Annotated in this window: 17 protein-coding genes; 10 read left to right on the forward strand and 7 right to left on the reverse strand. The window is 66.3% G+C overall.

Going from position 1 to position 18148, the window contains the following annotated elements:
* Together GOOTI_RS18670 and GOOTI_RS18675 are read left to right on the forward strand one after the other, a co-directional pair.
* Positions 1-1062, forward strand: coding sequence for a CDP-alcohol phosphatidyltransferase family protein (locus GOOTI_RS18670; RefSeq protein WP_007240177.1), 1062 nt, complete (start codon positions 1-3; stop codon positions 1060-1062).
* Complete coding sequence (locus tag GOOTI_RS18675) at positions 1059-3392, forward strand: AAA family ATPase (RefSeq protein WP_007240178.1); 2334 nt, start codon at positions 1059-1061, stop codon at positions 3390-3392. Before GOOTI_RS18670 ends, GOOTI_RS18675 begins: the two co-directional genes overlap by 4 nt.
* Before the next feature lie 37 nt (positions 3393-3429).
* Here GOOTI_RS18675 and GOOTI_RS18680 read toward each other — a convergent pair whose 3' ends face one another.
* Positions 3430-4020 (reverse strand): hypothetical protein, encoded by a 591-nt coding sequence (locus GOOTI_RS18680; protein ID WP_174299158.1) that lies wholly within the window; start codon positions 4018-4020, stop codon positions 3430-3432.
* A 142-nt stretch (positions 4021-4162) separates the two neighbouring features.
* A complete protein-coding gene (locus GOOTI_RS18685) occupies positions 4163-4579 on the reverse strand; it encodes a hypothetical protein (protein ID WP_007240180.1) in 417 nt (138 codons plus the stop codon).
* A 75-nt stretch (positions 4580-4654) separates the two neighbouring features.
* On the opposite strand from GOOTI_RS18685, the gene GOOTI_RS18690 reads away from it, so the two are divergent.
* The 7 genes from GOOTI_RS18690 (at position 4655) to GOOTI_RS25295 (ending at position 13736) form a co-directional block, all read left to right on the forward strand.
* Entirely contained in the window at positions 4655-7558 is a 2904-nt protein-coding gene (locus GOOTI_RS18690) for a Na+/H+ antiporter subunit A (RefSeq protein WP_007240181.1), read from the forward strand.
* A complete protein-coding gene (locus GOOTI_RS18695) occupies positions 7555-8292 on the forward strand; it encodes a Na(+)/H(+) antiporter subunit C (protein WP_007240182.1) in 738 nt (245 codons plus the stop codon). The genes GOOTI_RS18690 and GOOTI_RS18695 overlap by 4 nt, the downstream gene beginning before the upstream one ends.
* A complete protein-coding gene (locus GOOTI_RS18700; protein WP_007240183.1) occupies positions 8289-9896 on the forward strand; it encodes a Na+/H+ antiporter subunit D in 1608 nt (535 codons plus the stop codon). Before GOOTI_RS18695 ends, GOOTI_RS18700 begins: the two co-directional genes overlap by 4 nt.
* Positions 9896-10684 (forward strand): Na+/H+ antiporter subunit E, encoded by a 789-nt coding sequence (locus GOOTI_RS18705; RefSeq protein WP_039994338.1) that lies wholly within the window; start codon positions 9896-9898, stop codon positions 10682-10684. The genes GOOTI_RS18700 and GOOTI_RS18705 overlap by 1 nt, the downstream gene beginning before the upstream one ends.
* Positions 10681-10944, forward strand: coding sequence for a monovalent cation/H+ antiporter complex subunit F (locus GOOTI_RS18710; protein ID WP_007240185.1), 264 nt, complete (start codon positions 10681-10683; stop codon positions 10942-10944). Before GOOTI_RS18705 ends, GOOTI_RS18710 begins: the two co-directional genes overlap by 4 nt.
* A gap of 13 nt (positions 10945-10957) precedes the next feature.
* Positions 10958-11290, forward strand: a complete 333-nt coding sequence (mnhG, locus tag GOOTI_RS18715; protein WP_007240186.1) for a monovalent cation/H(+) antiporter subunit G — start codon at positions 10958-10960, stop codon at positions 11288-11290.
* Between the two features lie 145 nt (positions 11291-11435).
* Positions 11436-13736 (forward strand): diguanylate cyclase, encoded by a 2301-nt coding sequence (locus GOOTI_RS25295; RefSeq protein ID WP_007240187.1) that lies wholly within the window; start codon positions 11436-11438, stop codon positions 13734-13736.
* An 81-nt stretch (positions 13737-13817) separates the two neighbouring features.
* Here GOOTI_RS25295 and GOOTI_RS18730 read toward each other — a convergent pair whose 3' ends face one another.
* From GOOTI_RS18730 to napA, 5 genes are all read right to left on the reverse strand, one after another.
* Positions 13818-14555 carry a hypothetical protein gene (locus GOOTI_RS18730; RefSeq protein ID WP_007240188.1) on the reverse strand — a complete coding sequence of 246 codons (738 nt, stop codon included), beginning with the start codon at positions 14553-14555 and terminating at the stop codon, positions 13818-13820.
* Between the two features lie 166 nt (positions 14556-14721).
* Positions 14722-15843, reverse strand: coding sequence for a glutamate--cysteine ligase (locus GOOTI_RS18735; RefSeq protein ID WP_039994347.1), 1122 nt, complete (start codon positions 15841-15843; stop codon positions 14722-14724).
* Between the two features lie 80 nt (positions 15844-15923).
* On the reverse strand, positions 15924-16595 hold the full coding sequence (gene sodC / locus GOOTI_RS18740; RefSeq protein WP_007240190.1) for a superoxide dismutase[Cu-Zn]: 672 nt from the start codon (positions 16593-16595) through the stop codon (positions 15924-15926).
* Positions 16596-16652: 57 nt separating this feature from the next.
* The gene (locus tag GOOTI_RS18745; protein WP_039994339.1) at positions 16653-17132 is read right to left on the reverse strand and encodes a LytR C-terminal domain-containing protein; all 480 of its coding nucleotides are present in this window, start codon (positions 17130-17132) and stop codon (positions 16653-16655) included.
* A gap of 45 nt (positions 17133-17177) precedes the next feature.
* A complete protein-coding gene (napA, locus tag GOOTI_RS18750) occupies positions 17178-17543 on the reverse strand; it encodes a nucleoid-associated protein NapA (protein WP_007240192.1) in 366 nt (121 codons plus the stop codon).
* A 249-nt stretch (positions 17544-17792) separates the two neighbouring features.
* On the opposite strand from napA, the gene GOOTI_RS18755 reads away from it, so the two are divergent.
* Positions 17793-18148, forward strand: a 356-nt coding sequence (locus GOOTI_RS18755) for a peptide deformylase (protein ID WP_007240193.1), incomplete at its 3' end; no start/stop codon positions are given.

Genomic DNA, 18148 nt, shown 5'->3' on the forward strand with positions numbered 1-18148 from the left:
ATGCCGAACACCAATCGAGTCGGTGTCGACCGCACGCCGCTGCACTACCGCAATCCGTCGATCCGATCGACGCGTCGTCGCACACCGAATCGCGCCGAGTCGGACGTCGAGCAGAGAAGCCTGAGACGCCAAGCGGCCGCCGGCCGCATGTTCGTGCCGTCGGCGCTGACGATTCTCGCGATCTGTGCGGGCCTGACGGCGGTGCGTGCTGTCATCGACGACAACGTCAACCTCGCCATGGCACTCGTCGTCGCGGCGGCCCTGCTCGACGGAATCGACGGGCGGGTGGCCCGACTCATGGGGGCGACCACCAAGATCGGCGCCGAGATCGACTCACTCGCCGACGCCATCAACTTCGGCGTGGTTCCCGCCCTGATCGTCTATCTCTACCTGCTCCGCGGGCACGACCTGGGCTGGGGATTCGCGCTCATCTACTGCTGCGCGATCGTGCTGCGCCTCGCTCGGTTCAACACATTGCTCGACGACACCGACGCTCCGCGCTACACCCGCGACTTCTTCGTCGGAGTTCCCGCGCCGGCTGCGGCACTCGTCGCACTACTCCCGATCGGTCTCGCCCAGCAGTTCGGCGACGGCTGGTGGACGTCACCGCTGATCGTGGGGTGTTGGCTGATCATCGTCGCGCTCATGGCGGTCAGCCGCATCCCGACGGCATCGCTCAAGACATCGTCGGTGCATCCGCGGATGCTCGCCGGACTGCTGATCCTCGTGGCCATCGGGGCTGCGCTGCTGTTGACCTACCCGTACGTGTTGATGATCGTGTTGGTTGCCGCCTACGTCGCACATATCCCATTCGCGTGGCGCAGTCGGCGTTGGGTACAAGCCAGGCCCGAGCACTGGGACGCGCTGCCGGCCGAACGTCGAGCCGAACGTCGGGCGATCGCACGTAGCCAGCCCCGACGTGTACTGCCGCCGCGGAAATCCACCGCCAGGCTCGGCCTGCACAAACCGGGAGCAGGGACGATCCCGGAGACGACGATCGGCGAGCCTCCCGCGGCCGGGGCGGGGGCAACCGACGACTCGGGAACCGGGGGTAGCCGGTGAGCGCGCAATTGTCGTTGACCGCGCGCCTCAACACGTCCGCCGCCGACTCGCGTCGGGGCATCGTCCGCGCACATCCCGAGGCGTTGACCGCATTGGGATTACGTGAATGGGACGCGGTGTCGATCACCGGCGCACGCGTGACCGCGGCCGTGGTCGCCGCAGCACCGTCGGGAACGCCCACCGGCACGTTGTTGCTCGACGACATCACGTTCTCGAATGCGGGCATCAAAGAGAACGCGTCGGTGGTCATCTCCGCCGTCACGGTCTCCGGCGCGTCACGGGTGATCGTGACAGGCTCGGCAGTCGCAAGCAGGGGCGTCGACGAGGCGACGCTGCGACGCGCGCTGCTCGGAAAGGTGTTGTCGGTCGGCGACGCGGTCTCGCTGTTGCCGCGCGACCTCGGCCCTGAACTCACCGCGAGCGCCACGACGCGCGCGCTGACGCTGTCGGTCGGGATCACGTGGACCAACGAGCTGCTGACCGTGACCGCCACCGCCCCGGTCTCGCCCGTCAGCGTCCAACCCTCTACCGCTGTGCTCTGGGCGGATGGCGGATCCGACGATGCCCTCGGCATTGATCCCGGTGCCGTCGGCGCGAATCCTGGTGCCGTCAGCGCGAATCCCGGTGCCGTCAGCGCGAATCCCGGTGCCCTCGGCGGGAAACCCGGTGCCGTCGGCGGGTCAGGGCGGGGCTGGGGTACGACGCTGCCCGGCATCCCGTCACCGGGGCACGGCGTGCGGCCGGCCTCGGAGCTGGTCGGGGTCGACACGCAGGTCGCGAAGCTCACCGAGTGGCTCGACATCACGCTCGACGAGCCCGAGGTGTTGCGTGCTCTCGGCGCCACACCACGTCTCGGCGTGCTGATCTCGGGTCCGGCGGGATCCGGAAAGGCCACACTGGTCCGATCCGTCTGTGCCGCAAGAACACTGACCACCATCGACGGCCCAACTGTCGGCTCGCTGGAGGCATCGGCGCGCCTGCGAGCGGTGACCGATGCGATCGCAAACCTTCGTCGTACCGGGTCGGGCGTACTGCTCATCACCGACGTCGACGCGCTGCTGCCCGTCGAACCCGAACCGGTCTCGACACTGATCCTCGACGAGTTGCGTGCTGCGATCGCGCCGCCGGTCACCGCCGACGCCGGTGGTACGCAGCCCGACCACCTCGCCCTGATCGTGACCAGTGCCGAACCTGCGGGCCTCGACGAACGTCTACGCGGACCCGACCTGTGCGACCGGGAGCTCGTCATCGGCCTGCCGGACGCTGCACGTCGCGCTCGGATACTCGGCGTGATCCTCACCGGGGTACCCACGGACGGCGCGCTCGATCTCGATGACATCGCTTCTCGGACGCCGGGTTTCGTCGCGGGAGACCTCGCGGCCCTCGCGCGCGAGGCGGCACTGCGCGCTGCGGCCAGGGCAAGCTCGACGGACACGGCACCCACACTGACCGACGCCGACCTCGTCGGCGCACTCGACGTCATCCGTCCGGTTTCACGTCTTCGGACGCCCGAGGTGGCCGTCGGATCGATCACGCTCGACGACGTCGGCGACATGACCGAGACCAAACAGGCGCTGACCGAGACCGTGCTCTGGCCGCTCCAGCATCCCGACACCTTCACCCGACTCGGCGTCGAACCACCGCGCGGCGTACTCCTCTACGGGCCACCCGGGTGCGGCAAGACCTTCGTGGTCCGTGCACTCGCGGCGTCGGGCATGCTCTCGGTTCACATGGTCAAGGGTGCCGAACTGATGGACAAGTGGGTCGGTTCGTCGGAGAAGGCAGTGCGCGACCTGTTCGCCGCGGCGCGGGAGTCGGCACCCTCGTTGATCTTCCTCGACGAGGTCGACGCCCTCGCACCGCGCCGCGGCCAGTCGACGGACTCGGGTGTCGGCGATCGCGTGGTGGCCTCGCTGCTGACCGAACTCGACGGCGTCGAACCGCTACAGGATGTCGTCGTCCTCGGCGCGACCAACCGGCCCGACCTCATCGACCCGGCACTCCTGCGCCCGGGTCGGTTGGAGCGACTCGTGTTCGTGCCGCCGCCGGACGCACAGGCGCGCGCCGACATCCTGCGGACCTCGGGCCGCAAGGTGCCGCTTGCCGACGGTATCGACCTCGACGCGCTGGCCGACGACCTCGAGGGTTATTCGGCAGCCGACTGCTCGGCACTGCTTCGCGAGGCGGCGCTGGCGGCCATGCGCCGGGACATCGACGCGGCGACCGTCACTGCCGACGACGTCGCCGACGCGCGGAAACGCGTGAGACCGTCGCTCGACGCTGCCCAGGTCGAGAACCTACGCGCCTACGCCGACCGTCGTAAGGAATGATCGGTCGCCGCACGGCCCGCCCGGCGAACAGCCGCGATCAACTAGTCTGTGTGCCCGCCTGGCCGGTTTGACCCTGCTGGCTGGTCTGACCCTGTTGGCCACCGGGAAGCTGCCCGGTGGGCGCCTGGCCGTTGGGAAGCTGACCCGTCTGACCGTTGGGCGCCTGGCCCTGCTGTCCGAACGGTGATTGCCCGTTGCTCCCCATCCCACCGCCGTTCTGCCCCATCCCACCGCCGTTCTGCCCCATCCCACCGCCGTTCATACCCGGCATGCCGCCACCGTTGCCGCCGGGGCCACCCATCTGGCTCTGGCCGGACGAGTTGTCGTGGCCGACGACGTAACCCGCGCCGAAACCGAGGAGACCGAAGCCGACGGCAAGCCCGATGCCGCCGGCGATGATCGCGTTCTTGACCTTCGGCGGTACCTGCCGCGCGGCCGAGCCCGCGGTCACCGGCTCTGCGCCCTCCTGTACCGGCGGCTGACCTGCGACCTGCGGCTGAACGGGTGCGGTTGCGGCCCGGGCGCCCACGCGCTCGGTGTTCTCGAAATATCCGGGGCCGGCAGCATTCGCGGGACCGCCGGAGTTCTCGGGGTTGATCGAATTCTCGGGGGTGGTGGGTGCGGACATCGCGGGGTTCTCCCTCATCTCGGGTGCGCGGTGAGCGAGCACCGACCTCCGGCACGCGCTCACATCGCATCAACAGTGCCGTCCACGGTGCCGACGACGCCTTGCGCCCGACTGCGCGCCCTCTGGGAATCGGCTGTGCGGGTCAGCTGGTCGTGATCGTGTAGAACACGGACGACCCGCCCGACGCCGCAGCAGGTGTCACACCCGCGCTGACCCAGTAGGTGGTGCCACTCTTGTCCGCGGTCAACACCACCACGGATTGCCCGTTCTGCGATGTCCGCTGTGACTCCGTGTACCCGGCATCGGTGAGCTTCTTGACCGCGGAGTCCAGGACGTTCGAGTCGCTCGCGGGAGCCTGCACCGTCACAGACCATCCCTTTCCCGCAGCACCAGAAGCACTCAGCACAGTGCCGTCGATCAGCGGGACCTGATCGGTCGGAAAGTCAGACGGTAGTGCCACTCCTTTGAGACCGCTGTCCTTATCCGCAGAGCAACCGCCGATGACCAGGGCAAGCGCACACGTCAACAGGACGACGGTGAACCTGACTAAGCGCGACATGACTGCAACGGTAAGATAAACAAGCGGGCAGTTGCTCCGTGACACCCCGCCAATCGACGAAAGACGGAGTGCCCTTTGATCTCAGTGTTGGCCGCGTTGGCCGTGTGTGCGCTCATCGCACCTGCCATCGTCCGTACGCTCGGCACCAAGGGGTTCTACGTCCTCGCGCTCGCTCCGCTCGGCGCCCTCGTCTGGGTTCTCCTCAACTGGCCCCAGGCCCACCACGCTCCCCGCGTGGAGACCGTCTCCTGGGCACCGACGCTGAGCATGGACTTCGTCATGCGGTTCGACACCCTCACGGCGATCATGTCGGTACTGATCCTCGGTGTCGGCGCGCTCGTGCTGTGCTACTGCGCCAACTACTTCGACGACGCCCGTCCCCGCGTCGCCATCTTCGGCGGCGAGATGATCGCGTTCGCCGCAGCCATGTTCGGGCTCGTGGCCAGCGACAACATGCTGATGCTCTACATCTTCTGGGAGCTCACCACGGTGTTGTCGTTCATGCTCGTCGGCTTCTATCACGTCCGCGCCACCTCGCGGCGGTCGGCGACGCAGGCGCTGCTGGTGACCACCGCGGGCGGACTGGCAATGCTCGTCGGCATCATCATGCTCGGCGAACGGACCGGTTCCTATCTGCTCTCCGACCTCGTGGCGCACCCGCCGTCGAGCGGCGTCTTCGTCGACGTCGCGATCGTGCTGGTACTGATCGGCGCCATCAGCAAGTCGGCGATCGTGCCGTTCCACTTCTGGCTGCCGGGCGCGATGGCGGCGCCCACACCCGTCAGCGCATACCTGCACGCAGCCGCGATGGTGAAGGCGGGCATCTACCTGATCGGTCGCCTCGCGCCCGGCTTCTCGGGCCTCACCAGTTGGCAGGTCATGACCATCGGCCTTGGCTGTTTCACCATGGTGCTCGGTGGCTGGCGTTCGCTGCGCGAACTCGACCTCAAGCTCATTCTCGCGTTCGGTACCGTCTCCCAGCTGGGCTTTCTCGCGGTCTTGTTCGGCATGGGCGACGCCAACGTGGCGATGGCGGCGCTGGCGATGCTCGTCGCACACGCGATGTTCAAGGCTGCGCTGTTCATGGTCGTCGGCGTCATCGACCACTCGACCGGCACACGCGACATCCGCAAACTGGCAAGACTCGGTCATCGTCTCCCCTGGCTCGCGGCCATCGCAGCCGTCGCGGGTGCGAGCATGGCCGGTCTGCCGTTCACCATGGGTTTCGTCGGCAAGGAGACGGCATTCGCGTCGGTCTGGGACACCGGTTCGATGCAACACTGGCAGGCCGAGACCGTCGACTACGTGCTGGTGGCAGGCTCGATCATCACGATGGCGTACACGACGCGCTTCCTGTGGGGAGCATTCGGTCGAAAGGTACGGCAGTTCCCGAGTCGTGTCGTCGCGCAGATGCATCCACCGTCGGTCGCCTTCCAGACCCCACCTGCCATCCTCGCCGCACTCGGCGTCGTGACCGCTTTCCTGAGCCCGCTGATAGGCGAGGTCTTCGAGCCGTACGCGGAGAGCCTGCTGTCGTACGGTCACGAGATCGAACACCTCGGCATGTGGCACGGCTTCGGTCTGCCGGTGGTCTTCTCGATCATCGTGATCGTCGGTGGCGCCGCACTGTTCCTGCTCATCAGACGACTGCGCGATCTCCTGTTCCGCTATCGCCCACTCCTCAACGCCGACCGCATCTACGACGCGACGCTGCGCGCCGCCGACACGCTGTCGCTGACGCTGACCCGAAACACCCAGCGAGGCTCGCTGCCGATCACGCAGGGCGTGATCATGTGCACCGCGATCATCCTGCCCATCACCGTGTTGTTCCTCGGTTCCCGCGATCGACTCTCGGTTCGCGGATTCGACTCCGCAGTCGAACTGGTCATCGGCGGCATCATGGTCGCCGCCGCTGTCGCAGCGGTCATCCTGCGTAACCGACTCGCCGCGACACTCATCGTCGGCGTGACCGGCTACGGCTGCGGCGTGTTGTTCGCGCTGTACGGAGCTCCCGACCTCGCGCTCACCCAGTTCCTGGTGGAGACGCTCACCCTGGTCATCTTCGTGCTCGTCCTGCGCAAGCTCCCCGCCGAACCCGAACCCCGGCACGCGACGGGATTCAAGGCATTGCGCGCACTGATCGGCGCGGCCGTCGGCGTGAGCCTGGTCGTGATCGGCCTGTTCGCCGCGGCCGCGCGCAACTCCCAGCCGGTGTCGATCGACATCCCCGAGGCCGCCTACAAGTGGGGTCACGGCGCGAACGCGGTCAACGTGCTGCTCGTCGACATCCGCGCCTGGGACACGATGGGCGAGGTGAGTGTTCTCATCGTCGCTGCGACGGGCGTCGCGTCGATGGTGTTCCGCAACCGCCGATTCGGCGCGGCCCCCCGTGTCTCCGACGCCGCGCGCCTGCTCGCCAACGGACACGGCGACGAGGACGACGATCCGATCCCGCCCGACCGCACCACATGGCTTCGCGGCAGCGAGTTCCGCGATCCGCGCAACCGGTCGATGGTGTTGGAGGCGACGACGCGTCTGATCTTCCCGACGATGGTCGTGCTGTCGGTCTACTTCTTCTACGCAGGCCACAATGCACCCGGCGGCGGATTCGCCGGCGGTCTCACCATGGGCTTGGCGCTTGTGCTGCGTTACCTGGCCGGCGGACGTTACGAACTCGGCGAGGCCCTGCCCGTCGAACCCGGCAAGTTCCTGGGCGCGGGACTGCTCATCTCCGCGGGAACTGCCGCGACGTCGATGCTGCTCGGCGCCCCGGCGCTGTCGTCGGCCGTCCTCAAGGTCACCCTGCCGCTCCTCGGCGATGTCAAGATCGTGACCGCACTCTTCTTCGACCTCGGCATCTACCTGATCGTGGTCGGGCTCGTCCTCGACATCCTGCGCAGTCTCGGCGCACGACTCGACGTCGAGAACACGATCCCGGCAGGCACCACCCTGCCGGTCGTCGAGGAGGCGCGACGATGAGCGTCAACCTCGGACTCCTGGCGATCGTGGCGGTCCTCGCCGCCTGCGGCTCCTACCTCCTGATGGAGCGCAGCCTGATCCGCATGCTGTTGGGTCTGCTGCTGGTGGGCAACGCCATCAACCTGCTGATCATCACTCTCGCCGGACCACCCGGGAACCCGCCCATCATGGGCAGGACGTCGGATCACCGCACCCAGGACGCCGATCCGCTGGCGCAGGCGATGGTGCTCACGGCGATCGTCATCACGATGGGTGTCGGCGCGTTCATCCTCGCGATGGTCTACCGGCTCTTCGTGCTCAACCGCGACGACGACGACGTCGAAGACGATCTCGAGGATCGCAAGGTGCTCGAGTCCAGTCTGAAGGACGCGCCTGACCGCGACCGCAGCGACAACCCCGAAACGGGTGCCGACACACCGCTGGGCGACCTCTTCGACGACGAGGGCAACCCGCTCACCCCGGAGGAGTACGCCGCGCTGCACAGGGCCAAGATCGAAACCGACCTCATGCCGGAGGACGACGACGTCATCGACGAGGTCTCGCGCGAGGAGGACGAGGTCGACGCAGCACTCGCCGAGGCCGACGCCGAGGTCGTCGACATGACCTGGACGCTCGGCAACGACCTCCAGGACCCCGACAAGCCCTACCCCGGTACCGCGGATCCGCGTAAGCCCCCGCCTGACGCGGGCCGCTACGAGCCGGGCCCGCCGGCGGGGCAGGGGGATGATCGATGACTCCCCAACCCTCATGGATTCCCGTACTCATCACCCTGCCGACGCTCGTACCGCTGCTCGGTGCCGCGATCTCGCTGCTCGCCGGACGCAGTCCGATCCTCCAGCGTGCTGTCGCGCTCGTGGCGATCGGCACCGCGCTCGTGGCATCGGGCATGATGCTCTACCTCACCGACGAGCACGGGACGTTCTCAGTGCACATCGGCGGCTGGGGGTCGAAGGGGTATCCGAACGGTCCGCTCGGGATCACGCTCGTCGTCGATCCGCTCGCAGCGTTGATGCTCGTCGTGTCGACGGTCGTGCTGCTGTGCGTCGTGAGCTACGCGATCGGTCAGGGTATCCGCGACGGAACGTCGCAGCAGCCGGTGTCGATCTTCCTGCCGACCTACCTCATCCTCTGCGCTGGCGTCTGCAACTCGTTCCTCGCGGGCGACCTGTTCAACCTGTTCGTGTCGTTCGAGATCCTGCTGTCGGCGAGCTTCGTGCTGCTGACACTGGGCGCGAGCGGCGAGCGGGTACGCGCCGGCGCGTCGTACGTCATGGTCTCGATGCTGTCGTCGCTGGTCTTTCTGTCCGGCATCGCATTCGCGTACGCGACGACCGGCACACTGAACCTGGCCGAGATGGCCCTGCGGCTCGACTCCGTCGCCGACGGCACCCGCAACGCGCTCTACGCGGTGCTGCTCGTCGCCTTCGGGATCAAGGCAGCGGTCTTCCCGCTCTCGTCGTGGCTACCCGACTCCTATCCCACCGCCCCTGCACCGGTCACCGCAGTGTTCGCCGGGTTGCTCACCAAGGTCGGTGTGTACGCGATCATGCGCATCCACACGCTGCTCTTCCCTGGCGGCTCGATGGATTCGGTCCTCATGGTCGCAGGGTTGCTGACGATGCTGATCGGTATCTTCGGTGCGATCGCCCAGTCGGACATCAAGCGTCTGTTGTCGTTCACACTCGTCTCGCACATCGGCTACATGATCTTCGGCATCGCGCTGTCGTCGAAGCTCGGTCTGTCCGCGGCGATCTACTACGTCGCGCACCACATCCTGGTGCAGACCACGCTGTTCCTCGTGGTCGGACTCATCGAGCGACAAGCGGGTTCGGCGTCGTTGCGACGCCTCGGTGGGCTCATCGCCAGCCCGCTGCTCGCGGGCCTGTTCCTGATCCCGGCACTCAATCTGGGTGGCATCCCACCGTTCTCCGGGTTCATCGGCAAGGTCGGTTTGCTCGAAGCGGGTACCCGCGACGGATCGGTGCTCGCGTGGCTCCTGGTCGCGGGATCGGTGATCACCAGTCTCCTGACGCTCTACGTGATGGCCCGTGTGTGGACCAAGGCGTTCTGGAGGCCCCGCGCCGACGCACCCGAGGGCGAACTCGCCGACAGCGCGCCGTCTGCTCTCATAGACGAGCGCTCGGACATCTCCTTCGACGACCGCGAGGATGTCGGCCGGATGCCGGTCTCGATGGTGATACCGACGGCGCTGATGGTTGCCGCCGGCCTGGTGCTCACGTTCTGGGCAGGGCCGATCCTGCGCTTCACCGACAGTGCGTCCGACAACATCACCGACCGCGGTAACTACATCATGAGCGTGCTGGGAAGTGACGACTGATGAGCGACGACAACCCCGATCCAGCCACACAGAACACCCGAGCCGGTGCGGTCCGTGCACCCGGGAAGGGGCCCGTCCGATCCTTCCTCGTCAACGCCTGGCGCGTCTCGTTGTTGTTCATCTTCTGGAACGTCGTCCGCGTGTTCGTATGGATCCGTGAACACGTCCGAATCCCAGGGCGTATCGCGGGCGACGGCCGCGAACTGGCCGTCCGACTGTGGGTGGTCGCGTGGCTGACGTTCGTGTGGGTGTTGCTGTGGGGAACGGTGTCATGGGCCAACATCATCGGCGGTGTGGTGCTCGCGCTTGCCATCTCGATCCTGCTGCCGCTGCCACGTGTGCCCGTCGAGGGCCGCATCCACCCCGTCTCGGTCCTCTGGCTCCTCGTCCGGCTGATCATCGACTTCTTCGTGTCGAGCGCGCAGGTGGCCTGGGCGGCGATCCGACCTGGCTATCGGCCACTCGGTGCTGTCATCCGCGTCAGGGTCGCGATCAAGTCCGACATGGTCCTGACGCTCGCCGTCGACTATCTCAATCTCGTGCCCGGCACGATGGTGCTCGAGATCGATCACCGTCGTCGACTCATCTACGTGCACGTCTTCGACGTCCGGTCCGACAAGAAGGTCCGCGCCTTCCACAAGCAGGTCGCGTTCGTCGAGCGCATGTTCATCAAGGCGTTCGAGCGTGACAGCGAATGGCACCCGAGCCCGTACCACGGCATCGACGACGACTACCACCACGTGCGCAACGCCGAACGCGCGGCGATCACCGCGGAGCAGAAGCGATGAGCGTCGTCTGGGTAATCGTCGCCGCGCTGCTGCTCATTGCGGCAGTGCTCACCGCGGCGCGTGCGCTGATGGGCCCGACAACGCTCGACCGTCTGGTTGCACTCGACACGCTCATCGCGCTGGCGATGTGCGGTCTCGCGGCCTGGGCGGCCTACAGCCGTGACACGACCGTGGTGCCGGGCATCGTCGCGCTCTCGTTGCTGAGTTTCGTCGGGTCGATCGCGATCGCCCGATTCCGTGTCCGGGACGACCAGACATGAGGGGGCCGCGATCATGATCGTCGACATCGTGAGCTCGGTGTTCCTCATCGTCGGTTCGGTGATGGCCTTCACCGCGGCTCTTGGCGTGTTCCGCTTCCCCGACACCCTGAGCCGAATGCACGCGGCTACCAAACCGCAGACGTTCGGGTTGTTGCAGATCCTCGTCGGCGCGATCATCCAACTCGGCAAGAATGTCGACGTCGGTATGCTGATTCTCGCCGGATTGTTCGCCATCATCACTGCACCTGTGATTGCACACCGGATCGGACGCCTCGTGTATCAGGAACAACGCGCACAGGACGGGTTGATCGCCAAGGAAAGAATGGATCGCGGCGACATCGACTGATGCGGTAGGAATGCGCCGGCGTTCTTCGGCAAACACCGTGTTCAGCCTGCATTGACGTCGGAACTTGCGGCTCGCGCGGAGTTCAGTGAACAGTTACATTTACCTGGAGCATTGTCGGGGGACATCTACGATCAGGAGCCCGCCTGTGTTTGAGCGTTTTGACCAACGTTCACTCGCGATGCTGTGCAGCCAGGTCGGCGCCGTCCCGCTTTTGGCACTCGGTCTGGCCTCGAACACCTTCATCTTCCCGGGAATGCACTGGGTCCTCGCGCTCGTCGGCGTCTACACACTCTTCTCGATCGTGGTCACGGTACGCGCCGGCAGGCTCGACGACCGTTGGTTCGCGCTAGTCGGTTTCGGCGGGATGCTCGGGGTTGCGGCGTCGGCGGCGGTCGTCGCCGACGACGCGTCGGCGATCGCCGTCGTGGTCCTCCTCGCAGCGATTCCGGCCCTCGCCGCGATGGCATCGCCGCAACGCATCGTCTTCAGCTTCCTCGTCGCCGCTGCGGTGTTCGCCATTGCGGTCGTCGCACCGAGGGCACATTCGATCACGGCTCTCGCGGTGGGCGGGGGCGCCGTGTTGATGTCCATCCTTGTCCCCACCGTGATGGTCACGATGCTGCGGCGCACACTGTCGACGCTCTTGGCAGATCAGGCGCGCCTGATCGTCACAGATCCACTGACCGGGGCCTACAACCGGCGCGGCCTGTTCGACGGGGCGCCGCTGATGTTCCGTGACGCTGAGCGGGCAGGTAAACGGACGGCGCTGCTGGTCATCGACATCGACAACTTCAAGCTCATCAACGACGCAAACGGCCATGCGGCAGGAGACGCCGTGCTCGTCGAGGTCACGTCGCTGCTGGAGAACAACGTGCCACGGGGCTCGCTGGTCGCGCGCACCGGCGGCGAAGAGTTCACCGTCCTGCTGGTCGTCGACGACGAGGCACAACTCCGTGACATCGCCTCACGCCTGTGTCTGACCGTTGACGCGAGCGCCGGCGTGACCATCAGCATCGGAGGTGTGGTCGCCTTCTCGCACGAGAACCCGGACGAGCGCGACGACCTGGCCTCACGCGACGGCATCGACCACCTCGTCGCACCGGCTGACCGGCTGCTCTACGCCGCGAAACACCTCGGCAGGAACCGGGCGGTGGTGAGCACGGCGCCCGATTTCACGTGGCGAGCAGGCCGTAAAACCTCACATGACGCATCGGGAGCGGCTGATGCAGGTGCGCTCCACGACGAAGTTCTTCCACTGAGCACCCCGGGTAACGCACAGAAACCGGCCGAACACCAGAGAGACGAGCAGATGGTCGAGATCCTTCACCCCTACCACGACACCGCGAGGATCGCCCAGCTCACCGACGGGCCGACCATGCAGCTCGTCGATCTGTGGCCGTACGCGGGCGAGGAACTGCGTACCCTCGACGCCCTGGAGCCTGTCGAGCCCGGCGTCACGCCCGCGCCTCGGCTCGATCTCTCCGACCCGGCAGTCGTCGACGCCCACACCCGGTATGTCCACTTCGAATGGCGGAACACGGTCGCACGTATGCCGGACGCCGAGTTGTTCTACCGGTTGAAGACGGCGCGAAACAGGTTCCTGCTGACCACGGCTGAACAGAATCTGTGGCGCGACGCCACTGTCGCCGTGGCCGGTTTGAGCGTCGGATCGTCGGCCCTGACCGCCTGCGCGGTGACCGGAGTGCGCAACTTCCACATCGCCGATGCCGACAGAATGTCACCCACCAATCTGAACCGCATGGTCGGTTCGGTGTGCGATGTCGGGGTGACCAAGATCGAACTCGCCGAGCGCCGCATCCTCGAGGGCGATCCGTATTCGTCGGTGTCACGGTACCCACAGGGCTATTCGACCGAGGTCGCCGACGACTTCCTCGGGATCTCGTCCGGTCGTCCGGTCTCGGTGGTCATCGAGGAGATCGACGACATCGCCATGAAGATCGACATGCGTAGACGCGCACGAGCAGCACGCATTCCCGTCGTCAGTGTGACGGACATCGGCGAGAACGTCATGCTCGACGTCGAACGATATGACCTCGAGCCGGACTACCCGATCTTCCACGGCCGGGGCGAGAAGTTCACTGCCGCCGACGCCGCCGATCCCGCACAGCGCCTCGAGATGGCGATGTCGATCGTCGGTGACAACCTCACCTCACGCATGGCGTTCTCGGCCAGTCAGGTCGGTCGCAGTCTCGCGTCGTGGCCGCAGCTGGGGTCGACTGCGTCGATATCCGGTGGGCTCGCCGCGGCAGCGGCCCGCAACATCGTCTGCGGACGAGGGCGCGTCGCCTCCGGGCGTTACGTCATCGACGTCGAGAGCATGCTGCTGCTGCCCAGCGAGTACGGCGAGTTCCAGTGGAACGAGCTCGCTCCGGACGTTTTTGCAGCGGTGTTCGGCGCCGACGGTTCCGAACAGTCCACCCCGTAGCGCACAGTCCACCCCGTAGCGCGACCGACTGGCACCCGGCCACCGGCGGGCAGGGCCGTCGATGGTTTCCGGGTGCCCGCCTCACGCAACGTCGGCCGACTCGCGCTCGACAAGGCCCCCGGCAGACGCGAACTCGGCACACATCGCTGCCCACACCTCGGGTTCGGCGAAACCGGCAAGAGTCTGCTGATCCCAGAACATCGCCTGCGTGCGGTACCTGTCGTCCGGATACGGGGTGAACGGGATCGCGGAATCGACGCGACCACCACCCGACTCCCAGCGCGCGAGCACGTAGTCTGCCGCGGTTGCGAGCATGTGTGTGGTCCCGGTCGCCGCCATGAGGATCAACGGTGTCCTGGCGAGAAGGCCTGCGCCCGCCGCGGCATCGTGTGACGCGGCGTCGATGAACGCAGATTTCACTTCGATCAGTCCGCTCGGGATTCTGCGACCGATTGCCGCGATCAATTCTGCTTGGCCGCGCTGGCCTTCCCACTCGCTGACCGCGTGGGATTCACGTGCCTGGGTATAGGGGCCTTGAACCCGCAACCCACCGACCACACGATCGGCCGCGTCGATCACCGCACAGAACACCCGGGTGCCCGTTCCGTCGCGGATGTCCTCGTACTGCAGGGCCTCCTCGACGCCGCGCGCGCTGTACGCGGCCCGCGCACCGTCGAGGTACTCGTCCCACAGACCGGGGATCAACTCCGGGGACGCCACCACAAGCGTCAGATCACTCACCGAGTCCGGCACAACGATCGGTGCGGCGTGATCGATGATGATCGGTGCAGGGCTGGGCATGGCGACGACAGAATTCATAGTGGGTCCTTCGACAAGAAAGTGAAGATGGAGGGGACATCTGATTGTGCAGGCAAACTACCCCGAATTGTCGAATAGACAATCGCCACAGCGCTAGCCCAACGACAATTACGCGATCAAACCGCTTCGTTGCGGAATCTCCCGCAACAGAAATCGTCGGGAAAAATCAGTCCAATTCGGCGACCACAGAGGCCACCACGGCACGCATGTCCCCGGTGCGGTCGTGTACCGAGCGCTGGCGCTGGTAGCTCGCCCCGTGATCGACGATGTCGACGACGCGCGCGAGGTCGTCGAGGCAGCCGAGATCTTCGGCGACGGGTTCGAGACGCTTGAGTAGGACGGTGAGATCGTCGGTGACAAGTCGTTCGTCACAGTCGGAGTCGAGGATGACGATCGCGTCGAGACCGTAACGCGCAGCACGCCACTTGTTCTCCTGCACGAGCCACGGCGCCATGTGCGGAAGTTCGTCGCCCGCCGAGAGTCGGCGGTCGAGGTCGACGACAAGACAGTGGATGAGTGCGACGACACCGGAGAGTTCGACGAGATTGGTCATGCCGTCGCACACCCGCACCTCGATGGTGCCCAGATGCGGCGAGGGCCGGATGTCCCAGCGGATCTCGTTGATGTGGTCGATGATCCCGGTCGTCTTCTGATCGGCGACGAACGCCTCGAATTCGTGCCACGTCTGGAACTGGAACGGCAGCCCCGCCGTCGGCAACTGTTGGAACATCATGGCGCGATTACTCGCATAACCGGTGTCCTGACCCGACCACATCGGCGACGACGACGAGAGGGCCAGCAGGTGCGGGTAGTAGTTGAGCAACGAGGTGAGGATCGGCAGAACCTTGTCACGCCGGTCGATGCCGACGTGCACGTGGACGCCCCAGATCAGCATCTGTCTGCCCCACCACTGGGTCCGGTTGATCAGTTCCGCGTACCGATGACCCTCGGTCAACAGTTGGGTCGACCATTCGGCGAACGGGTGCGTTCCCGCTCCGTAGAGGTCGACGCCGATGTCGTCGGTGATCGCACGGACGGCATCGAGCGTCGCCGACAGGTCGTCGATCGCCTCGCCCGTCGTGCGGCACACACCGGTCACCAGTTCGACGGTGTTGCGCAGCAGTTCCTTGTGAACCTTGCCCGCACGGTCGGGTGCGCGGTCGGCGACCCGTCCGAACAGTTCGGCCGCCGAATTCGACAGGTCACCGGTCACCTTGTCGGTGAGCGCGAACTCCCATTCGACCCCCAGCGTCGGTGTGGGCGACCCAGCGAATTCGATCGGGATGATCTTCGGCACAGCTCACGCCTTCCGTACGCGATCAGGTCGCCGAACGCTGCCACACCCTGTCGGCGGGATCGTTGCCTCCGTCAGCCCTTGACGGAGATGACACCGCACGCCAGGCGCGAACCCGCGTCGCCGGTCTTCATCGTCTCGGCGTCCGGTGCCGGCGCATACCTGGTGGGGATGTTGGCGAAGTTGTCGGCCTTCTCGTGGATGATGATCGACTTGCCCGCCACCTGATTGAGATTCACCGAGTCGGTCGTGGTCACGGTCTCGCCCGTGCCGTCGGCCAACACATTGATGGAGACGAGGTCGCCGCTCGACGGGTGACCGGTGTGCCCGTCGACCTGCAGGTGACCGCCTGCCGAGGAGAACGGTGTCGAACCGCTCGCCTGGCAGACGCCGTTCTCGTGGATGTGCATCCCGTGGAAGCCCGCCGGAATCCCCTCGGTCACCCGCACGTCGACGCGCAGCGACGACCCACTCGGCGTGAAGGTCGCGGTTCCGACGGTCTGCCCCTTGGTGTCCTTGAGTTCGGCGGTGGCCGACTCCTTCGTCGAGTTCGGGATGTTGTCGGCGTCGTCGACGCTTCCCGGAGGCGCCTGGTTACCGGTCACCACCGAGGGGGTGGTTCCAGGGGTGTCCGACCGTGGCTCGTCGGGAGTACAGCCCGCGAGGGCCGCTGCGATGGCGCCCGCAGCACCCAGCGCGAGCACGCTGCGCACGGTCTTCGAGCCGAGTGTCGAACTGCCGGTCATGAAACGCTCCTAGTGATCGGTTGGGCCGTCGGGGTGAACAATCTTGTCAGCGAGAACTCACCGGGTGACCACCACCACCGCGATGCCATCGCGGCACATGGTGAACGACGTGGGGCGTTGCTCGACGCTGGCGTCTGAGCCGAGTGCTGTCGCCACCTTCTGTGCCTCCGCCTTCTGCGACGAATCACGGTAGAGGATGGTGTTCTCTGTGAAACTGCCGCCGTTGTAGTTGGCGGGGTCCGCTGTGGTGAACCCCTTCGCCTTCAGCTCGTCGGTGACCTCGGAGGCCAGACCCGAGATGGAGCCGGCGTTGATCACGCACAGTCGGGCATCGCCAGCCGACGCCGTGGCCGACGACGTCGCAGGAGCCGACGTGGTGGCGACACTGGCCTCGGCGTCGCGGAGCCCCTCGTCGGGGCTCTGACCCGACGTCGCCGCCGAGTGCCAACCGAGTCCGACGAACACGACAGCCACCGCGAGGAGCAGCATTGCCCCAGCCCGCAGGGGAAGGCGATTGGGCTCGCGATCAGCATTCATCACCGATGACCTTAACGCACGCGCGGCGGGCAACCGCGCTCAGCGCTACGTGATGTCGAAGCCGAGTCGCCGCGCGGCGCGCGCCTTCTGGCGCGATGCACGCAGCCTGCGCAGACGCTTCACCAGCATCGGGTCGGCGGCAAGCGATTCGGGTCGGTCGACGAGCGCGTTGAGCACCTGGTAGTACCGAGTCGCCGACAGTCCGAAGAGCTCTTTGATCGCTTCTTCTTTGGCCCCCGCGTACTTCCACCACTGGCGTTCGAACGCCAGGATGTCGTGCTCGCGACGCGACAGGCCATCCGGACCCACCTCGTGGGGATCGACGGAATGTCCGGCCGAGTTCTGCGTCGGTTCGGGTGCGTTCTCGGGTTGTTCGCCGTGCTTCTGACTACGCGCTGCTGCGCCGTCCATCTTGCTCCCTCACGCTCGCCTCCGGCCCTACCCGAATCGACTTCTCGACCGGGTCAATCGGCGTACCACCGACGGCGGCACGAATGCGAGCGACGTGTGCGTGCGACGCAATCGAATGACACCGATGTGGTTCACGGACCATCTAACCACGCCGGGTACCCGACGACCGTGCGTGACTCGCCCGGTTCCGGCTTGCCCGTGACGGGCCAGCGCCGTCGGCCTTCACACCGCGCAGTACTCTTTTCTCTCATGCCTGTGCTTCCGATCTGCATCGTCGGCGAGCCGGTACTGCACCGGCCCACCGAGTTGGTCGAACTCGACGACAAGGGTCGCCCCTCAGACGAGATCGTCACCCTTCTCGACGACATGTACGAGACGATGGACGCCGCCCACGGCGTCGGGCTGGCCGCCAACCAGGTCGGCGTCGGCAAGCGATTGTTCGTCTACGACTGCCCCGACGGCGAGGCGGGACGGGCGTCGGCGCGACGTCGGGGCGAAGTGATCAACCCCGTCCTCGAGACGTCGGAGATCCCCGAGACCATGCCAGACCCCGACGACGACGAGGAGGGCTGTCTGTCGGTGCCCGGCGAGCAGTTCCCCACCGG

The organism is Gordonia otitidis NBRC 100426, assembly GCF_000248075.1.
In the GTDB taxonomy this organism is placed as follows: domain Bacteria; phylum Actinomycetota; class Actinomycetes; order Mycobacteriales; family Mycobacteriaceae; genus Gordonia; species Gordonia otitidis.